This window comes from Streptomyces albipurpureus (genome assembly GCF_023701525.1).
Taxonomy (GTDB): domain Bacteria; phylum Actinomycetota; class Actinomycetes; order Streptomycetales; family Streptomycetaceae; genus Streptomyces; species Streptomyces albipurpureus.
Genome location: NZ_JAMQAW010000042.1, coordinates 15,693 through 30,814, shown reverse-complemented (window position 1 = coordinate 30,814; position 15,122 = coordinate 15,693). Strand labels below are relative to the sequence as shown.

Annotated in this window: 21 protein-coding genes; all 21 read right to left on the bottom strand. The window is 67.0% G+C overall.

The features are described from left to right. Positions 1–64 precede the first annotated feature (64 nt). The 21 genes from NBG84_RS30775 to NBG84_RS30675 all read right to left on the bottom strand — a co-directional run bounded on the left by NBG84_RS30775 (position 65) and on the right by NBG84_RS30675 (position 15,103). Entirely contained in the window at positions 65–1,354 is a 1,290-nt protein-coding gene (locus NBG84_RS30775; protein ID WP_250922947.1) for a PH domain-containing protein, read from the bottom strand. Then, positions 1,351–1,908, bottom strand: a complete 558-nt coding sequence (locus tag NBG84_RS30770; protein WP_250922946.1) for a PH domain-containing protein — start codon at positions 1,906–1,908, stop codon at positions 1,351–1,353. The genes NBG84_RS30775 and NBG84_RS30770 overlap by 4 nt, the downstream gene beginning before the upstream one ends. 787 nt (positions 1,909–2,695) lie before the next feature. Next, the gene (locus NBG84_RS30765) at positions 2,696–2,998 is read right to left on the bottom strand and encodes a hypothetical protein (protein WP_250922945.1); all 303 of its coding nucleotides are present in this window, start codon (positions 2,996–2,998) and stop codon (positions 2,696–2,698) included. A 573-nt stretch (positions 2,999–3,571) separates the two neighbouring features. Next, positions 3,572–4,060: a single-stranded DNA-binding protein gene (locus NBG84_RS30760; protein ID WP_250922944.1), complete on the bottom strand. Its 489-nt coding sequence runs from the start codon at positions 4,058–4,060 to the stop codon at positions 3,572–3,574. A gap of 443 nt (positions 4,061–4,503) precedes the next feature. Next, a complete protein-coding gene (locus tag NBG84_RS30755) occupies positions 4,504–4,821 on the bottom strand; it encodes a hypothetical protein (RefSeq protein WP_250922943.1) in 318 nt (105 codons plus the stop codon). 195 nt (positions 4,822–5,016) lie between these two features. Next, the gene (locus NBG84_RS30750; RefSeq protein ID WP_250922942.1) at positions 5,017–5,619 is read right to left on the bottom strand and encodes a hypothetical protein; all 603 of its coding nucleotides are present in this window, start codon (positions 5,617–5,619) and stop codon (positions 5,017–5,019) included. Positions 5,620–6,216: 597 nt separating this feature from the next. Beyond that, positions 6,217–6,408: a hypothetical protein gene (locus NBG84_RS30745; RefSeq protein ID WP_250922941.1), complete on the bottom strand. Its 192-nt coding sequence runs from the start codon at positions 6,406–6,408 to the stop codon at positions 6,217–6,219. Next, positions 6,405–6,779 (bottom strand): hypothetical protein, encoded by a 375-nt coding sequence (locus NBG84_RS30740; protein WP_250922940.1) that lies wholly within the window; start codon positions 6,777–6,779, stop codon positions 6,405–6,407. The genes NBG84_RS30745 and NBG84_RS30740 overlap by 4 nt, the downstream gene beginning before the upstream one ends. Continuing rightward, positions 6,776–7,084 carry a hypothetical protein gene (locus NBG84_RS30735; protein WP_250922939.1) on the bottom strand — a complete coding sequence of 103 codons (309 nt, stop codon included), beginning with the start codon at positions 7,082–7,084 and terminating at the stop codon, positions 6,776–6,778. Before NBG84_RS30735 ends, NBG84_RS30740 begins: the two co-directional genes overlap by 4 nt. A gap of 101 nt (positions 7,085–7,185) precedes the next feature. Then, positions 7,186–7,686, bottom strand: a complete 501-nt coding sequence (locus NBG84_RS30730; protein WP_250922938.1) for a hypothetical protein — start codon at positions 7,684–7,686, stop codon at positions 7,186–7,188. Positions 7,687–7,696: 10 nt separating this feature from the next. Continuing rightward, positions 7,697–8,512: a hypothetical protein gene (locus NBG84_RS30725; protein ID WP_250922937.1), complete on the bottom strand. Its 816-nt coding sequence runs from the start codon at positions 8,510–8,512 to the stop codon at positions 7,697–7,699. Continuing rightward, a complete protein-coding gene (locus NBG84_RS30720; RefSeq protein ID WP_250922936.1) occupies positions 8,509–9,225 on the bottom strand; it encodes a GGDEF domain-containing protein in 717 nt (238 codons plus the stop codon). The genes NBG84_RS30725 and NBG84_RS30720 overlap by 4 nt, the downstream gene beginning before the upstream one ends. A gap of 89 nt (positions 9,226–9,314) precedes the next feature. Then, positions 9,315–9,617, bottom strand: a complete 303-nt coding sequence (locus tag NBG84_RS30715; protein WP_250922935.1) for a hypothetical protein — start codon at positions 9,615–9,617, stop codon at positions 9,315–9,317. Between the two features lie 98 nt (positions 9,618–9,715). Further along, entirely contained in the window at positions 9,716–10,024 is a 309-nt protein-coding gene (locus NBG84_RS30710; protein ID WP_250922934.1) for a hypothetical protein, read from the bottom strand. A 115-nt stretch (positions 10,025–10,139) separates the two neighbouring features. Further along, positions 10,140–10,757 (bottom strand): hypothetical protein, encoded by a 618-nt coding sequence (locus NBG84_RS30705; protein ID WP_250922933.1) that lies wholly within the window; start codon positions 10,755–10,757, stop codon positions 10,140–10,142. A gap of 117 nt (positions 10,758–10,874) precedes the next feature. Then, complete coding sequence (locus NBG84_RS30700) at positions 10,875–11,321, bottom strand: hypothetical protein (RefSeq protein ID WP_250922932.1); 447 nt, start codon at positions 11,319–11,321, stop codon at positions 10,875–10,877. 76 nt (positions 11,322–11,397) lie between these two features. Beyond that, positions 11,398–11,709 carry a hypothetical protein gene (locus NBG84_RS30695; protein ID WP_250922931.1) on the bottom strand — a complete coding sequence of 104 codons (312 nt, stop codon included), beginning with the start codon at positions 11,707–11,709 and terminating at the stop codon, positions 11,398–11,400. A 131-nt stretch (positions 11,710–11,840) separates the two neighbouring features. After that, positions 11,841–13,340 carry a hypothetical protein gene (locus NBG84_RS30690; protein WP_250922930.1) on the bottom strand — a complete coding sequence of 500 codons (1,500 nt, stop codon included), beginning with the start codon at positions 13,338–13,340 and terminating at the stop codon, positions 11,841–11,843. 25 nt (positions 13,341–13,365) lie between these two features. Continuing rightward, positions 13,366–13,692, bottom strand: a complete 327-nt coding sequence (locus tag NBG84_RS30685) for a hypothetical protein (protein WP_250922929.1) — start codon at positions 13,690–13,692, stop codon at positions 13,366–13,368. Next, a complete protein-coding gene (locus NBG84_RS30680; RefSeq protein ID WP_250922928.1) occupies positions 13,689–14,147 on the bottom strand; it encodes a hypothetical protein in 459 nt (152 codons plus the stop codon). Before NBG84_RS30680 ends, NBG84_RS30685 begins: the two co-directional genes overlap by 4 nt. A 38-nt stretch (positions 14,148–14,185) precedes the next feature. Continuing rightward, positions 14,186–15,103, bottom strand: coding sequence for a hypothetical protein (locus tag NBG84_RS30675; RefSeq protein ID WP_250922927.1), 918 nt, complete (start codon positions 15,101–15,103; stop codon positions 14,186–14,188). Positions 15,104–15,122 lie beyond the last annotated feature (19 nt).

Here is a 15,122-nt window from a genome sequence, read left to right as displayed (position 1 = left end):
CAGTGGTTGGGGACCGCCGTGTGGGCGGTCCCCGCGTGAGGTAGCAGTGGCTCAGTGACGTCGTCTATCGGCCGGGGTCCGCCAGCCCCGTCCGATGACCCGGCTTGGCTACGGCGCAGTACATCGAGTGCTCGTAGAGGTGGGATGCCAGGTCGGCCGATTCGGCCTTGGCCCGGTGGTCGGCCGGCACGCTGTTGCCGCCGGCCATGTGCGCGTGGACGCTGGCGAGGGCGAACCGGCGCTGCAACGGGCCTTGCTCGACGGAGACGGACTGGATTCGGCTGACGGGGGCCACCGTCGTGACGTTGCGGAGGAAGAAGCCGCGCCAGGCGGTGAAGTATCCGTTGTCGAGGCGGTAGCCGAGCGCTTTGTGGAAGGGCGTGACCTTGCGTGCTTCGAGGGGTACAGGGATTGGTTCGTTCGGGTGGGGTACGGCGCCGGGGCCGAGGATGTGGATGACCAGCTTCTCGGCGACAGCGCGGGGGCAGACGGGTACCAGGAGGCCGGGGGCAGCGGCACCAGCGACGGCGACCTTGACCTTGACCCAGTCGAGCCTCCGCCACAGGAGCGGCTGATGGATCTCGATGGAGGCGACGCGGGAATCCCGGTAGGTGTACTGCTGCGTGTCGAACATGCCGTAGTCGGTGCGGTAGCTGCCCTCGGCGGTGCGGGTGACGGACCATCCGGTGTAGACGAAGAGCCGTTTGCCGCTCAGCCGCCAGACCTTGGGAGCGAAGGCGATCAGAGTGGAGAGCGTGAGCAGTTCACCGGAAAGGACATACGGGAGGACACCGCACGCGACGAGGGTGAGGGACCAGATGTTGGTGCGGATGTCGAGAAGGAGAGCGAGCACCAGGTCCTTCGCCTTCACCCTGTAGAGCTTCTCCTCGCCGGTGTCCTCGGCGAGGATGCGGGCCTTGAGCGTGCGTGCCTGGTTGAGGGTGAGGTAGGACAGAGTCATCGTCGTGCCGGACATCACGACGCGGAGGGTGCAGACGCCGATGAGCCGGCCGAGAAAGGGCCGGACGATGTCGACGCTCTGTACGTGGTCGAGGTCGCAATGACGTCGGACCTTGAACAGCAGACCGCTGCGGTATCCGAGGGTGTCGCCTTCGAGGCTGTAGTGGCTGTGCCACCAGGCAGCAACGAACAGGCTGACGACCCCTCCGATGAATGCTGCCACGATGGCACAGGCTGCCCACACGGAGATGTCGATCGCTCCTTTGGTGCCGGAGGTTCCCACACTGAACAGGTCGCGCTGGCTGTAGGCCAGGCTTGCCATCGCGACAAAGACGGCCCAACTCCGTCTCAGCGGTGTGACCGGGTGAAGTCGGCCTTGGAGCGGATCGGTCATACGGGCAGCCTCCGCTCACGGGCGAGCTCGGTGAGCCGGTCGCGCAGGTCATGCGCCGTCTGCGGATCAACGTCTTCGATGGCCTCTCGGCCGGCCGCACTGCTGATAGTGACGGTGGCAAGGCGGTAGCGGCGCTGGATGGGGCCGGAGGAGACATTCACCTCCTGTATCCGGGCGTAGGCCAGGACGGTGAGGCTGCGGTTCAACAGGCCGGTGCGGATGTACAGTTCCTCGGCGTCCAGGTGATACCCGCGGAAGGTCCACGCGGCCTTGATGCGGTTCCAGCGCCAGGCGTAGAAGGCCGCGGGGAGCAGGGCCATGAGCGTCATCCTCACGTCCCACCAGTCCAACATGTCATGCCAGTCGCGAGACTTGGTCACCGACAGGTAGATGGCACTGGTGACCATGGCTCCCAGCGCCCCGAGCAGGGCGGTGATGCCAAGGACGCCGAATGCGGTCGCGATACGGCTGACGCGGATGCTGCGCTCCGGGTGCCGAGTCAGCTCGACACCGCTGAGAGTGAACGGTGGTTCGGGTTGGATGCCGTGGGCCATGCGATCGTCCTTCGTCTGGTTGGCGACGTATGGCGAGAGAGAACAGGTGCAGCGGGTGCGATGACCCATGCCGCGGTGACACCACCGCCGTGGCTGAGCGACCACACGGCGAGGAGAGGCGCGGTGGCGGCGGCCAGCCGAAGAGCGTGGTCTCTTTCGAGATCGCAGTCGCAGTCGCAGGGAAGGAGGAGCCGCTCAACGTGTTTCGCTGTAACCGCACTCGGAGCACGTGTGCGTGACCTCCTCGGCCTTCTGGGCGATGCCGACACCGTGGGCGTTCGATTCCATGTCGATGGTGCAGTTCGGGCAGTTCATGGCTCGACTCCTGACGCGACGAGGATGTCCTTCAGCGCCAGATCCGGATCAGCTCCGCTGATCCCTTGTGCCCGCGCCTTCACAGGGCGAGTGAGGCGAGCCACGAAGACAGAGAACACAGCACCCCGGCGCCGCAGCTGCCCGAAGACAGAGCGCGCACCGGGGTGCTGGGAAAGTGGGATCCGCGGAGATCTCCAGGGACGCGCTGCGGGGATCAGCTGCAACGCTCAGGAAGTGAACCCGTTCCGCGGCCGGTCTGCACGGTGCGCCTACTGGCGCACGCCGAGGATCAGTCGGCGCACTGCGGATTCGAACCGCTCCGTGCAGAAGGCGCGTATGTCTGTCGTCGATCGCCGGCATCAGCTGTGCTGATCGCTCGGGAGCAGTTGAGGTCTGGCCGGCAGCGGGGTCAGACCCGGTTGAGGACGTCGAAGAGCAGGCCGCGCCAGCGGGCGCCCCCGGAGGGGCGGCATTACGAGCGGTGGGCGGCCATGTTGGGGCACGCGTCGTGGTCGAGCGTTCCCCTGCCCCGGCAGTCGGGACAGCGGGTGCTGAGCATGTCCAGCAGCAGCACGTTGAGGGCCTGGACGGTCGCGGCGTGGGTGCGCTGATCGCGGTCGTGCCCGATCGCGGCGGCCTCCAGCATCCGGCGGGCGAAGAGGGCGATGGCCTCGCGGACACCTTCGACGCTGCCCAGGTCCAGGGCGGTGATCTCGGCGCTTGCGGTCCGCTGATGGGGGCGTCGGGCAGAAATGGTTGGGGTGGAAGCGCTCAACGCGTACTCCTATCTCGGCGAGTTGGGTGGGCGGTGGCGGGGGAACGGGACCCGGGGCGGCCCCCGATCGGTCGTCGACCGTCCGGGGCAGCTGTACTGATGTGCGGGGGCAGAAGGGTGGTAACGAGGTCGCCGGCCGGGGTGCATCGGCGTCACGCAATGGGATCGCGCAGGGGAAGGTCGGGCCGGACGCGGCGCAGGTCGTCGGGGGTGTTGCGGTGGGAGTCGCTGGCGATGTTCACGAAGCGCGCCCCGCACCCCGCCCCGGGCTTGGGCGTCAAGCCCGAGACGTCGGTGTGAGGGAGCGCGTCCGTGAGAGTGGGCCTGCCGCAGTGGCCGCAGCGGGATTCGAAGGCACCGATGTAGAGGGTGGCGGTGGTCTCTTCCTGCTCGCCGGTGAGCTTGATCCGGACGCGGGACCGCGGTCTCGTCCTGCAGCTTGGCGGTCTTGCCAGTGAGGTTGATACGGACCCGGGACCTGGCCATGTGCTGCTCCTTCGCGCTGTGGAGATGATGGGGCCCGCTCTGCGAGCTCAACCAGGACCGCCTGGAGGGGTGAGGCTCGACAGATGGTCAGCGGGTCGGGAAGGGCAGCTGCTCGTCCACGGCGCTGGCGTACGCGACGGCCGGAGCGACAGCCACGACCGAGGTGGGAGCCTGGGCCTGCAGGGCCTGGTTCCGGGCCTCGGCGTCGGTGACGCGCTCCGCCAGACGGGCCCGGGTGGTCGTGCGCGACTCCAGGAAGGAGACGCTCTGGATCTCCAGCTTGAGCTTGAATTCCTCCACACCGTTCTTGGTGTAGCGGTTCATGCGCGGCTCGTAACCGAGGGCCACCAGGTCGCCCTTGTGCACATGCGCGAAGGGGCCGATACCCTTGGTCTGGGCGCGGACGAAGGCCTCGAACGGCAGGGCATCGGAGATGCGGTTGCCCTGGGCGTCGGTGTAGCCACGGTCGACGAAGGCGGTGAGCATGACCTTCTTGGAGCCGTCCTTGTTCTCGAAGACCTTCGGGTCGTTCGCCAGGCGACCGACGACGGATGCGGTGCTGTTCGGATTCGACATGGTGGATTCTCCTTGAGTACAGCAAAGCGCCCGGATCGATGTCGCCGGCCGCGCGCAATGGGGTGGAATTGGGTCGCTGAGATATTCAGTTATCTGCCATGCCACCATCCGGATCAGCTTCGCCGATCAGATGATGTTCTCTTTCAATGCTCCATCCGAATCAGCTGCGCTGATCGAATGCTTCGTCATTCCGAGTCCCGAATCGGCTTCGCCGATTTACCGGCCGCTTTTCCGACCAGATCCCCACGTGATGTTCGAATGTTCCGCGGCGCGGTTTCTGCCTGCCGTGCTCAGGCGGTGTCGCCGACCGCGCGAGCGAGTTGGTGGAAGTGTTCGAGATTTGCGATCTCGGCCTGGTGGATTGTTGCTGTGGAGAGCCACAACACCAGAACCACTGCAGGGGCGATGAGCGCGCCTACATGGAGCTCAGAGGGCGGAATTCCTCACAGCGTCACCTGCACTTCGTAGGCCGTCGAGAGATACGGCCCAACAGTGAGCGTCTGCACGGGCGCCACCAGACCCGCCTGCGCCAGGCGAGCCGTCAGGCCACAGTGCTCGGACCAGTCCTTGATGAAGACGTTCCCGGGCTCGGGCGTGAGACCGTAGACCTGCAGGCTGATCGAGATGGGCTCTGCGGGGCCCTCGGCATTTTCGAGTTCCAGCAGACGGTTCTCGTTGTCGTGCACGAGTGCTCCCGTGAGCTCGATGCAGCCGAAGTCGACGGTGACGTCGTGCCTTACGGTGGTCGTGGACTCAACCATGGCGGTCTCGCCTTTCTCATGATGTGCGTTGTGAACGCCGACGGGTGCGGCAGTTGATGCCTTCGCATTGACATGGTCCGTGGGCCTGAAACACGTGCCGTAGGACAGGAATCGCAGGCTGGTGGCGGTTGGCCTCGGAAGAACAGCGCGCAGCCGGGCAGCAAGGTCGGTGTCTTGACCGCAGAGTGACAGCCGTCACGGTTGGCTCTCGTCGTCGGCGGGCAGCTCAGCAAGCAGGGCGGCACCTCCGCTTCCACCCGCAAAGCCGGTGCCCCGGCAGTGGCCGGTGCCGTCGGAGTGCGCGGCGCGGCAGGTATCCAGCTCGCCCCGTACCAGGGCAGTCAGCCAGTCGACCTGGCCGGGCTCGATCGGGACCTGGTGCTGCTCGCCGACCGTCGGAGCGATGACCGTGACGATCACGGGCACGGTGCCCTCCGGATCGGTCGGATATCCATCGGCCAGCTCGGCGAGCGCCTGGGCGAAGTCACCAACGACTGTCGTGGCCTTGGTGTTCATTGCATCGGCTTCGGTTCGCCGGGCGATCTCTCCGTCGAGCAGGTACGACTCGCCCCACGGGTTCGGCTCCTCGACGGGGCGGCCGTACCTGATGTCGCGCAGCCGTTCGCGGCGACGGTCCTGGACGTAGCCGCGGCAGAGCAGGGCGTCGTGCCGGGAGGTTGGCCAGTTCGAGGCGGTCGCGCACCACCCGCAGTGCGGCGTGCGGGGCAGGTTGCGCCGGATGGCGAGGGCGAGCAGAGTGGTGGCGCAGCCGAGCAGCGCGCCGATCGCGAGCATCACGTGGCGTCTCCGTCCGTCGTGTTGTTGTTTACTGCGAGCGAAGAGCCAGCGGCGGCCTCTTCGCTCGTGTCGTGCTTGAGGCCCTCGACTGATCCCGGGACCTTGCGGTTCGCGGCGGTGGCCATTCACCACCAGGACGGATTCACAGCCTCGCTGTTGACCGGGTGGGGCCACCGCTTGCGTGAGATCCGACGGGTCATGCCGTCCAGGCGGCACGGAAGCGCGAGCACTTCGCGCCGTACGTTCGGCGTTGGTCGCGAAGTCGTCGGCGAGGTGATCGGTCTCGACCTGACCTGCTGCGGAGTCCACGAAGTGACCGCGCCCGCAGTCGAGGAGGTGCGGTGCCGATGTTCCTGCAGATCTGCTTCCGGATCGACTGCGTCGATCCAGTTCATTCACCCGTCGGCGCGCGCTCGCGATACAGCTCGCTAGTCCGGGCGATCGTCGGTGTGCTGACGGCCGCGGTCGGACAGTACTGCCGTCGCGTGGGCGTAGGCGTCGATCGAGTCGGCTTGTCCTTCAACCGCTGCGTCGTACGGTTCAGGCTGCCACGTCCACGACAGTGACACCGGGCCGGGGTAACGGGAGCAGGCTGCGTCAGCTCTCCTCGCGGATCTCGATCAGGTGGGTGCGGACCGCGCCCATCGGGTCCGGTGCCTGCACCCGCAGGCGCACCGGCTCGCCGGGCACAGGCTGGATCTGCTCAACGCTGACCCCGTCGCCGTACTGTCTGCCGGCCTTCTTGCTCAGCGCGGTATGGATCAGTGTGCGCGGCTCGATTGGACTCACCGGCCGGCTCTCTTCATGGCGGCGCGGTGCGCAGCGAGAGCCCTGGTGTGTCGGTCCAGCTCCGCGACGATGTACTCGACAATCTCGCGGACCTGGCCGGTGCCGCCGAACGTGCTCCAGTGCTTCCAGCTCTTGTGCTCGGTCGGCTTGAAGCGGTCGATGGTGTCGAAAGAGAAGACGTCATTCGGAGCGCCGGCGGCCTTCGCCTCGGTGCAGCGGTCGATGATGTAGTAGGCGTTCGAGCCCAGCAGGATGTGCCAGGCGACGATGTGGTGGTAGCCGTGGTTGACGGCCGTGTCCGCGAGGTGCCGCTTGCCGTCATGCCACTGGATCGAGCCACCGTAGCGGCTGCGGAAGACGGGAATGTTCATGTTCGGCTCTCCTCGGTGGCGGTGTCGGGGGTGGTGAGCGGGATGTAGAGGCGGCGGCCGTCGACCGAACACTTGGAGGAGAATCCGGTCAGGTGCACGATGCGGTTCGGGTAGATCGGCTCGGCGTCGTTTGCCCGAACAAAGGCCCAGTCGTTGATCTCGTCCGCGGCGGCGTCGACCTTCGCGTAGTCGTCGAAGATCACACCCATGTGCTGCTTGGCCTTGGTCTCCAGCTTCGGGGTGACACGGGTGGCGACGACGAAGTTTGGGAGCATCTCGTGCTCGACAAGGGTGTAGCGCGACATGATCACTCCTTGGTGGTGTCGGCTGGGATCTGGATGGGAACCAGCTCCAGAAAGCCTCACCGGCACCGGGGTGGGCGCGGTCCAGAGCTGTCGGGCCGCGGTCAGTTCTCGGATCGGTGGGCGTGGACGGCGGAGTAGCGGCTGAGCCAGCCCTCGACGGTCGAGCGCAGGTGCGTGTGCTCGGGCTGGCAGTAGTCCTTGTGGTCGCGAACCTTTCCGGCGAGCAGGAAGGAGGCGTGGTGGTCGCCGGCCGCGACGGGAACGTTGTCCCAGTCAATCGTGGCGAGCTGCTCGAAGGCGGCGCCGTCGCCGATCTGCTGTACGGCGGCGTAGTCCTTGCCGTCGGCGACTTCCAGGCGGGCGAGGACATCCTGCGGGTTGCCGTCGCCGTGCGCAGCCCACCACTGGGAGTTGTCTGCGGTGAAGCAGTACGCGGCCCATTTCGTCTCGCTCTGGTTGCAGTCGACCATGTAGCCGAGCCCGCTGGTGGTCTCCTCGGGCTTGAGCATCCCAACGGTGTAGTTGTAGCGGCTGGGCAGCTCGGAGTCGCGCTTGCGCCAGTTCACGCCGTCGAGCGTGGGGGCCTGGGTCTTGCTGGTCACGGATGTCCTCTCATCGGTACGTGCTGGCAGGGCGGCCACCGCCACACCGCCGAAGGGGCGGACGGAAGCTGACTGGACGTTCAGGTGCCGTCCTTGTCGATGGGCACGCGCGCGTCGTTGAAGCAGTAGGTGACGGCCGGCTCGCCGGGGTGGTAGTCGATGGACTTGATCCGCCACTCGGCCGGGTCTTCCTCGTGTCGTCGATGAAGGCCCAGTTCGCGGTGAACATGGCCTCGTTGTCGTTGACGAGGTAGGAGTACTCGCCGCAGCACGGGTCGTCGTCGTTGGTGTACGTGAACATGAACGAGCCGCTGTCGGGGTACTTGCGGATGTCGAAGTCCGGTCCCTCGGTCACCACGATGTCGAGGCCGTCGCCCATGTGCTCCATGAACATCGGCCGGCTCATGATTTCGTGGTGCTCGACAGTGCTGTAGACGAAGTGCCGCTGGATCAGGTAGAGCGCACGCGGGAGCGTTGCGGCGTGGGCGATGTACTTGCCGCCCTGCGTGATGCGGTAGTCCGGCCCGTCGTAGGTGCCCTTCGGCATTTCCATGACGATGTAGGTGCGCGGGTGCGCGCCGCCGATGCGGACCTCGCGCTTCGTCGCTTCCACGGACTCGCCGACGCTTACCCACTCGGTTACGGTGCCCACGACCCTGTCGGCCGTGCCCCGGCGGTTGTAGCGGTACTCGGTCATGAAGTCGTCGCCGGAGTGGTGGTGCATGTTCTCGTACTCCGTCTCGGACACCGGGTCGAGACCCAGCAGTTCCAGGCACTTGTTCTGCGCGGCACGGATGTCGGCAACGGGGATCCGGGGGTCGTTCACTTGAAGTTCTCCCCGGTGTTGGGGGCGGTGATCACGGGGCACCGCTCACCCCACACGCTGGTGCCCGGACGTCCGGCCCGGCGGCCGTTGACGGACGGCACCGTGCGGTGCTGCTCCGTCGCGAGGACCGCGCGACCCGACTGCTTGCCGTCGTAGAGAGCGGCGTCCGCGGCCCTCTGCAGCACGGTCAGGTCGCGGGAACCGACCGAAGTCGGGGTCGCGGCGCCGACCGACGCGGCCACGTCGACGGTGCTCCCGTCGTCCAGCGTGACCGGGGTGTGCAGCATCCGCACCAGCTGCTCCAGGCGCTGCTCGAGGTTGCCCGCGGTCAGCTCCAGGACCACGGCGAACTCATCACCTCCGAGACGGCCGACGGCGGCACGTGGGCCCGCCCAGGCGGTGAGCCGGGCGCCGAATGTTGCGAGGACGGTGTCGCCCGCCGCGTGTCCGAGGCCGTCGTTGATCCGCTTGAACCTGTCCGCGTCGACCATGACTGCGGTCGTGTCGTCGCCGTGGCGGGCCAGGAGCCGGCAGGCGCGGGCGGTATAGGCGTCACGGCGCAGAAGGCCGGTCAGCGGATCCTTCTTCGCTGCGGCGAGCTTCATGTGCAGCGCGACGGCGTGCACCACCCAGCCGGTCAGCGGCACGGCTGCGGTGGCTATCAGGAGGGTGCGCGGGCCGAAGTGGCCCCTGGTGCGCAGGACGAAGTGCATACTGAGGTTTCCCTCTCGTCTCGTACGGGATGGGTGGTCCGGGACAGCCGTCGAAGCCGGTCAAGCAGAGCGGCTGTCCCGGGGCAGAGCTACAACTCGAGGTTGCTTGGCTCGGTTGAGCGGCAGAGGTTCGCCCAGCGGCCCGCAGTCGCGGCGGTCCAGTCGAGCTCCCAGCCAGGCCGGAATCCGCAGGCGCCCCAGCCGTCCGGCCGCCCGTGGGGGACCTCCCTTCCGACCTCCGTCGCGGCGCGTACCGCGTCGTAGACCTCGTGCGCGATCCGTAGGGCGGAGCTGCGGCTGTCGGCCCGGCCGGTGAAAACGTGCAGACCGTGCACGCCGGTCTGCGCGGTGCTGCGCATCGGGACATTCACCTCGAAGTAGGGCAGCGGCACGTCCGTCTCCCTTCTGGGTTGAGGGGTCACTGCGACCGTTCCGACCCCGATGAGTGCAGGTCGGGCGCGGCACAGAGCGCGCTCAACTCAGGCGGGGTTCAGCTGGCCGTCTCGATCGCGCCGCGCAGGTGGATGCGCGCTTGGGCCAGAAGCGCGGCCTGATCGGTGGCGGGCTCGGTCAGAGCGTCGGTGAGGTAGACGGCGGCGGAGTCCAGGTGGTCGCTGGCGTCCTGGAAGTTGCCGAGGCTGGAGCCGGCGAGGACATCGCGGACTTCTTCGACCAGGTAGATGAACCGGTTCGGAGTGAGCCCGCGCGGCGGTTCGCTGCCGATGAGGACCGCGAGCTCCGTGGTGAAACAGCTGTCGAGCGCGGTGAAGGTGTCGGCCGGGGTGGTCTGGACGGCCATGAGGGCCTCCTCGTCGGAAGTCGGGCCGAAATGTGATGGGTGATGGGGCCGCCGTAGTCGCGGCGGGGCAGTTGCGTCGCCGGGGGAAGAGAGCGGGGGTGGACCTTGGGCATGCTCACTCCTCCGCCTCCTCCGCCTCCTCGGCGGCGCGGGCGTCCGTGTGCTCCCGCGCGGTGTCGGTGATCAGCGGGCAGGGCTCCGTGACGCAGTTCTCGCAGGAGGTGCACTGCTCCTTGTGGCAGTTGTGGCCGCTGGTCTCGATGGCGTCGGCGAACCTGGTGCGGACCGCGGCGGGGATTCCCAAGTTCGACGCGGAGTCGTACATCGAGCAGGCCCAGGTGTGGCTGCCACCTGAGCGGCCGGGGTCGATGACGTGTTCGTGGATGTTCTGGGTGATCGGGGCGGAGATCTCCTGACCGTTGATGAAGTACTCGGTCTGCGGGTTGCCGTCGCTGTCGACATAGGTGATCACGTCGGTCCGCGTCCTGGCCTCGATCTTCGGCAGCACCTTCGGGCCGCCGACCTCCACCGGGGCGATGCGACGGATCTGGTCGGTGTAGTCCCTGGGATCGATCGGCTGGTTCCCGCGCTGCCCGCACTCGGTCCCGGTGCTCTCGGGCAGCCGGAAATGGGAGATGCTGACGCTGCCGTCGTCAGCTACGCCGAGTACCGCGCGAATGCAGATCTCGACCGCGGGGCCACAGCCGGGCGTCGCGCACTTCATCTCTTCCACAAGCTTCTCCTCGGAAATGAGAGGGGCCGGCAGCTCCGCGCAGGAGCCATCGGCCAGCGAATCGCTACGCCAAGAGAAGGCGAGGCAACTGATGCCCTCTGACGTCCCTCAGCCGGCCTACTTGAGGCCCTTCTCCTTGAGGACCAGCTCGGCTAGCGCCATCGCCACGCCGTGGTCGTCCCACGAGCCGGGCTGCCCCGTCTCCCCGGACTGGGTGGCGATCAGCAGCGCCAGGTTTGTGGCGTCGGGCTTGCAGTTGATCTCGCGGAATGCGGCTACCGGCGCGGTCTTCCCGCAGTCGGCACACGTGAACGTGAACGTGCTTGGCGAGAACGTCTTGAAGTCCGGATTGTCGCCGACACTCTCGCCGGTGTTCGACAGGCGGTGCCCGTATTCAGCCAGGTACTTCTGCCGGATCGGCCTCGTGAACTCGCCCGTGCTGTCGCGGAGGATCAGGTTGTCGCCGTCGGTACGCATGTACGTGAGGGTGTAGTTCAGGCTCGGGGTGGTGAACGTCTGGCCCGGCTCTATGGTCTGGCCAGTCTCACCGATGTGAATGGTCATGTGGAACTCCTCCTGGGGATACAAAAGCGGCCCACCAGAATTGGTGAGCCGGCTCGTTGTTGCGGTGTCCTTGGTTCTACAGCTCGTCTTCGTGACAGAGCCCGTTGCCGATCAGGTATGTCTTGTCGGCAACGAGCTGCCGGATCTTCACGATGTGGCTGGAGCTGGTCCTGGCCCGGGCCGCGGCTGCGTCCGTGACGATCCTCATTGCGGACTGCCACTCGTCAGTAGTGCCTTCTGCCTGGTACGACTGCTGCAGTCGTTTGAGCAGGCGGTGGGACCGTACGAGATCCTGGACCAGGTCGCTCGGTGCGGGAAGCGGCATGTGGTGGAGGCTATTCCACGGCCTGGTGAGCAGCGCGGCCGAGCTGACTACGGCGATCTTCATCGGTCAGGACTTCCTCTTGAAGGTGAGAGCGCGCCCGTTCCCTTGACGCAATACCGGTGACTTTGGTTCTTTCCCGGCGGGGGAATGACCGATTGGGTGAACGTGATGGTCGGCATCTCGGGGTGGGCGGGCTATGCGGCAGTACGGGTACGCCGGACGCCACCACGGCGACCCAGGCCATAGGGGATGCGGTACACGTCGGGCATGTCGACCTGGCCGCTGGTGCGTCGGCTCAGCACGCCCGCGCCGACCAGTTCCTCCAGCAGGAGCGGGTAATTGGCCGGGTAACGCGGCCCGGTCCGGGCTCGACCGGAGTCCGTGGCGGACCGCTGTGTGATTTCCTGGAGCCGGTCGCTCAGCGCGGCGCGCTGCCACAGGTCGAAGATATCCTCCTCCCAGAGCGGGAGTTGCTGTCCGGCCAGCGGCTCCACGGCAAGCCGGACCCAGGGCTGCGCCTGGTGGAGTTCGATGGCTCGAGCGCCACAACAGACTCCGTGGCGGAGGCTGTTGTGGTGCAGTGGGCGGTCGTGGCCTGGGTGATCGCGGTCGGTGCTCTCCAACGCGGTGGCCAGGGCGGTGAGGAACGGGCGCGGTGTGACGGTGCCCAGGGCGTCCTGGAGGTAGCAGGCAAGGTAGTTGTAGGTGAATCCCTGGCGGGCGCTGATACCCATGTACCGGCCGACGAGGGTGGTGAAGACTTCCTCCTGCCTGTTCGCATCGCCGCTCAGTTCGTCGGGGGCGAGGAACCGGCCGCTCTCGCCCTGCTTCCAGGTGGGCCAGGCCGCGCGGAAGGCGGCCGCCTCGCTGCTGTCGTAGTTGCCCAGGAGGTGGAAGAGTAGCCCGTACAACTCGGTCCGGCCGGTACGGCCGAGGTAGTCGGCCCGGCCCCAGGACAGGTCGGCGGAGCGATTACTGCTGATCAGGAAGGCGCGTTCGGCGCGCGAGACGCCGATCAAGGCTCCCTCCAGCATGTCCGGGCGGATGAAGACCTTCGCGCGCAGTCGGCTGGTGCCCCGGGACAGTGCGAGGGCGACGTTGAGGATGCCGGAGGCAAGGTGTTCGGCCAGGCTGCGGTCGGGGTGGAGCTGGTCGAGGGCGTCGAACACGACGAGGCGGGTAGTGTCGGCGGACCGCGCGGCCGTCTCGAACTCGGCCAGACAGCGGTCGGTGGCCCCGGGATTGCGGACCAGCCAGTCGACGCGCTCGGTCCAGGTGGGCAGAGCGGCGAGGTCGGGGACGCCGAGGGCGGTCAGGACAACGGCGCTCCACAGGGCGGTCGGCTGTACGCCCCATCCGGCCAGGGCACGCAGTTCCCCGGCCGACGGCTGGGAGGAGTCCGGGCCCTCGCCGAAGGCGGTGACCGTCTCGGTCCGCTCCAGCCGGGGCATGCGGTACTCGCGGGCGGCGATCACGCGCAGCTGCGGGTCGGCCAGGGCACGAGCCCAGAAGGACTTGCCCTGCCCGGCCTTCCCGCGCACCACGGTGCTGTCCGCGTACAGGGCCGCCCGGTGGGTGCCCGGCGTGTACATCATCGAGACGGGGAGGGAAACGGTATTGGTGGCCAGGGTTGTGGACAGCGAGTCGCGCAGCAGCGTTCGGTGCTCCGCGACGGAGAGAGTTCGAGACATCATGTCCTTCCGATAGTTGCCGGCCCAGTCAACTGAGCTCCCGTTTCAGCAGAAGCGCGGCGAGAGACGCGTACGACTTCTCGGCCGCGACCCGAACGTTGTGTGCGAGCTGTCTGCCGAACTGTGCGTCCGTCAGCTTCTTCGTGCCGTCGGCTGCGGTCACGCCGACGTTCTCGCGGACCTCCTTGACCGTTGTGAGTAACTCGGCATCGGCGTCAGGGTCCCAGCGGGAGCACTGGACGGCGGCCTCCCACATCCGGATGCGGACCCACACCTTCTCGGTGTTCCGTGCGGCTATCTTCTCGATGCCGACGATCCGCAGCATCTTCGCCAGGTGCGTCTGTACGTCGTTCACCGGTGCCCCTTCATCTCACGTACCAGGGCCAGGAGCTCATCCGCGAACTCGGTCCTGACCTCGCCGATGAGCCTGCGGCCGGGGTACCCCTTGGCCGCGTCCAGGATGTTCTCGTACTCCCGCGAGTGCCCGATCCGCTCGCCGCCGGCCGGCCGGAACCGAAGCCCGCTGAACTCCGCTGCGTACCGGCAGACTTCGGCGGACATGGTGCAGTCGCATAGCGGGACGACCTTCTCCACGATGGGGCGCCCCGCGATCCCCGTGGGGCGTCGCTGCCGGTAGAGGACGCGTTCGATGTCCTGCTGGTTGTTCAGCGAGGTAATCGACTCCGAGGCGTGATCGGCGAGAACGACCTCGTCGACCTCGCGTGGCATCCCGTCGTACGACAGCCCATTCTTGACCGCCGGGTAGAACACCCACGTCACCTCGACGCGCCGCGTGCCAATCAGACTCATGTTGAACTCTCCTCTAGGAATTTTTGGCCGGTTCTCGACTAGCTTTTGAGGGTGGGCCGGATGTTGACCCATTCGTCGGCCTGCTGATCAAGCCACTCGAACACGTCCTGGTCTCCGGACTGCGTCTGGGGCCGGAGAACCCAGAGGTGGTCCTTCTCCGGGAGGGGCTGGCCGAGACCCGACCTGTAGACGTAGGCGTGCGGCGCGCCTTTCCAGGTGAAGTTCCACCGCTTGCCGTCCACGTCGGTGCGCTGCGCGTGCCAGGGGTGGCTGCCGACGTGACGCTCGTAGCCGCCGAGGTCCGTCCATTCGTTCACGCGGCCGGTCAGCCAGCCACTGCGCATGGCCTCGTAAATCCACTCCTGCCAGTTCCCGGCAATGCACTCCTTGCCGTACGGCCGCCGGTGCTTCTGCACCCAGTCAGTGCGCGCGCGGTCGAAGTCCTTGGACGCGCCGGTCACACCGAGGGCCTCGAAGGCCGCCAGCTCCCAGCCACTGCAGCGGCCCATCAGCCACTTGGTGGTGAGCTGCGGGACGATGCGACCGGACGCCGCGAGTTCGATCACCGGCTTCCAGGAGTTCTGCTCGGCAGGGGTCATCTCGATGTGCGTACCGCCCGTGTAGCGGAACTCCATCGCGCCCATCGACCAGCCCCAGGACCGGCTCGTCCAGGGGTGCTGGGTGTAGTCGCGCAGGCCGGCACCGATCTGCCGACCCTCGAAGAAGTCGTTGCACACGGTCTCGAACGCCTGCTGCGTACGGGGCACGAAATGCACCGACGGGTCGTACGCGCCGTCGTTGAAGAAGTTCTTGATCCGCAGGTCAGGCTCGCGGATGTCGAAGCGGTCGCTGTACGCGCCCCACGGAACGCTCAGTCCGGTGCGGATCATCACCTGCATCCACCCGTCCCAGGAGAACGTCACGTCGGCGTCGGGGTGGCGGTACTCGTACTTCAAGGAACCCCCCTTGTATCTT

What these genes read in the sequence shown, in the direction of transcription:
- NBG84_RS30690 (WP_250922930.1), bottom strand. Translation starts at nt 13,340, where the DNA reads ATGATGTCTCGAACTCTCTCCGTCGCGGAGCACCGAACGCTGCTGCGC.
- NBG84_RS30735 (WP_250922939.1), bottom strand. Translation starts at nt 7,084, where the DNA reads ATGTCGCGCTACACCCTTGTCGAGCACGAGATGCTCCCAAACTTCGTC.
- NBG84_RS30740 (WP_250922940.1), bottom strand. Translation starts at nt 6,779, where the DNA reads ATGAACATTCCCGTCTTCCGCAGCCGCTACGGTGGCTCGATCCAGTGG.
- NBG84_RS30700 (WP_250922932.1), bottom strand. Translation starts at nt 11,321, where the DNA reads ATGACCATTCACATCGGTGAGACTGGCCAGACCATAGAGCCGGGCCAG.
- NBG84_RS30755 (WP_250922943.1), bottom strand. Translation starts at nt 4,821, where the DNA reads ATGGTTGAGTCCACGACCACCGTAAGGCACGACGTCACCGTCGACTTC.
- NBG84_RS30760 (WP_250922944.1), bottom strand. Translation starts at nt 4,060, where the DNA reads ATGTCGAATCCGAACAGCACCGCATCCGTCGTCGGTCGCCTGGCGAAC.
- NBG84_RS30775 (WP_250922947.1), bottom strand. Translation starts at nt 1,354, where the DNA reads ATGACCGATCCGCTCCAAGGCCGACTTCACCCGGTCACACCGCTGAGA.
- NBG84_RS30710 (WP_250922934.1), bottom strand. Translation starts at nt 10,024, where the DNA reads ATGGCCGTCCAGACCACCCCGGCCGACACCTTCACCGCGCTCGACAGC.
- NBG84_RS30680 (WP_250922928.1), bottom strand. Translation starts at nt 14,147, where the DNA reads ATGAGTCTGATTGGCACGCGGCGCGTCGAGGTGACGTGGGTGTTCTAC.
- NBG84_RS30720 (WP_250922936.1), bottom strand. Translation starts at nt 9,225, where the DNA reads ATGCACTTCGTCCTGCGCACCAGGGGCCACTTCGGCCCGCGCACCCTC.
- NBG84_RS30695 (WP_250922931.1), bottom strand. Translation starts at nt 11,709, where the DNA reads ATGAAGATCGCCGTAGTCAGCTCGGCCGCGCTGCTCACCAGGCCGTGG.
- NBG84_RS30770 (WP_250922946.1), bottom strand. Translation starts at nt 1,908, where the DNA reads ATGGCCCACGGCATCCAACCCGAACCACCGTTCACTCTCAGCGGTGTC.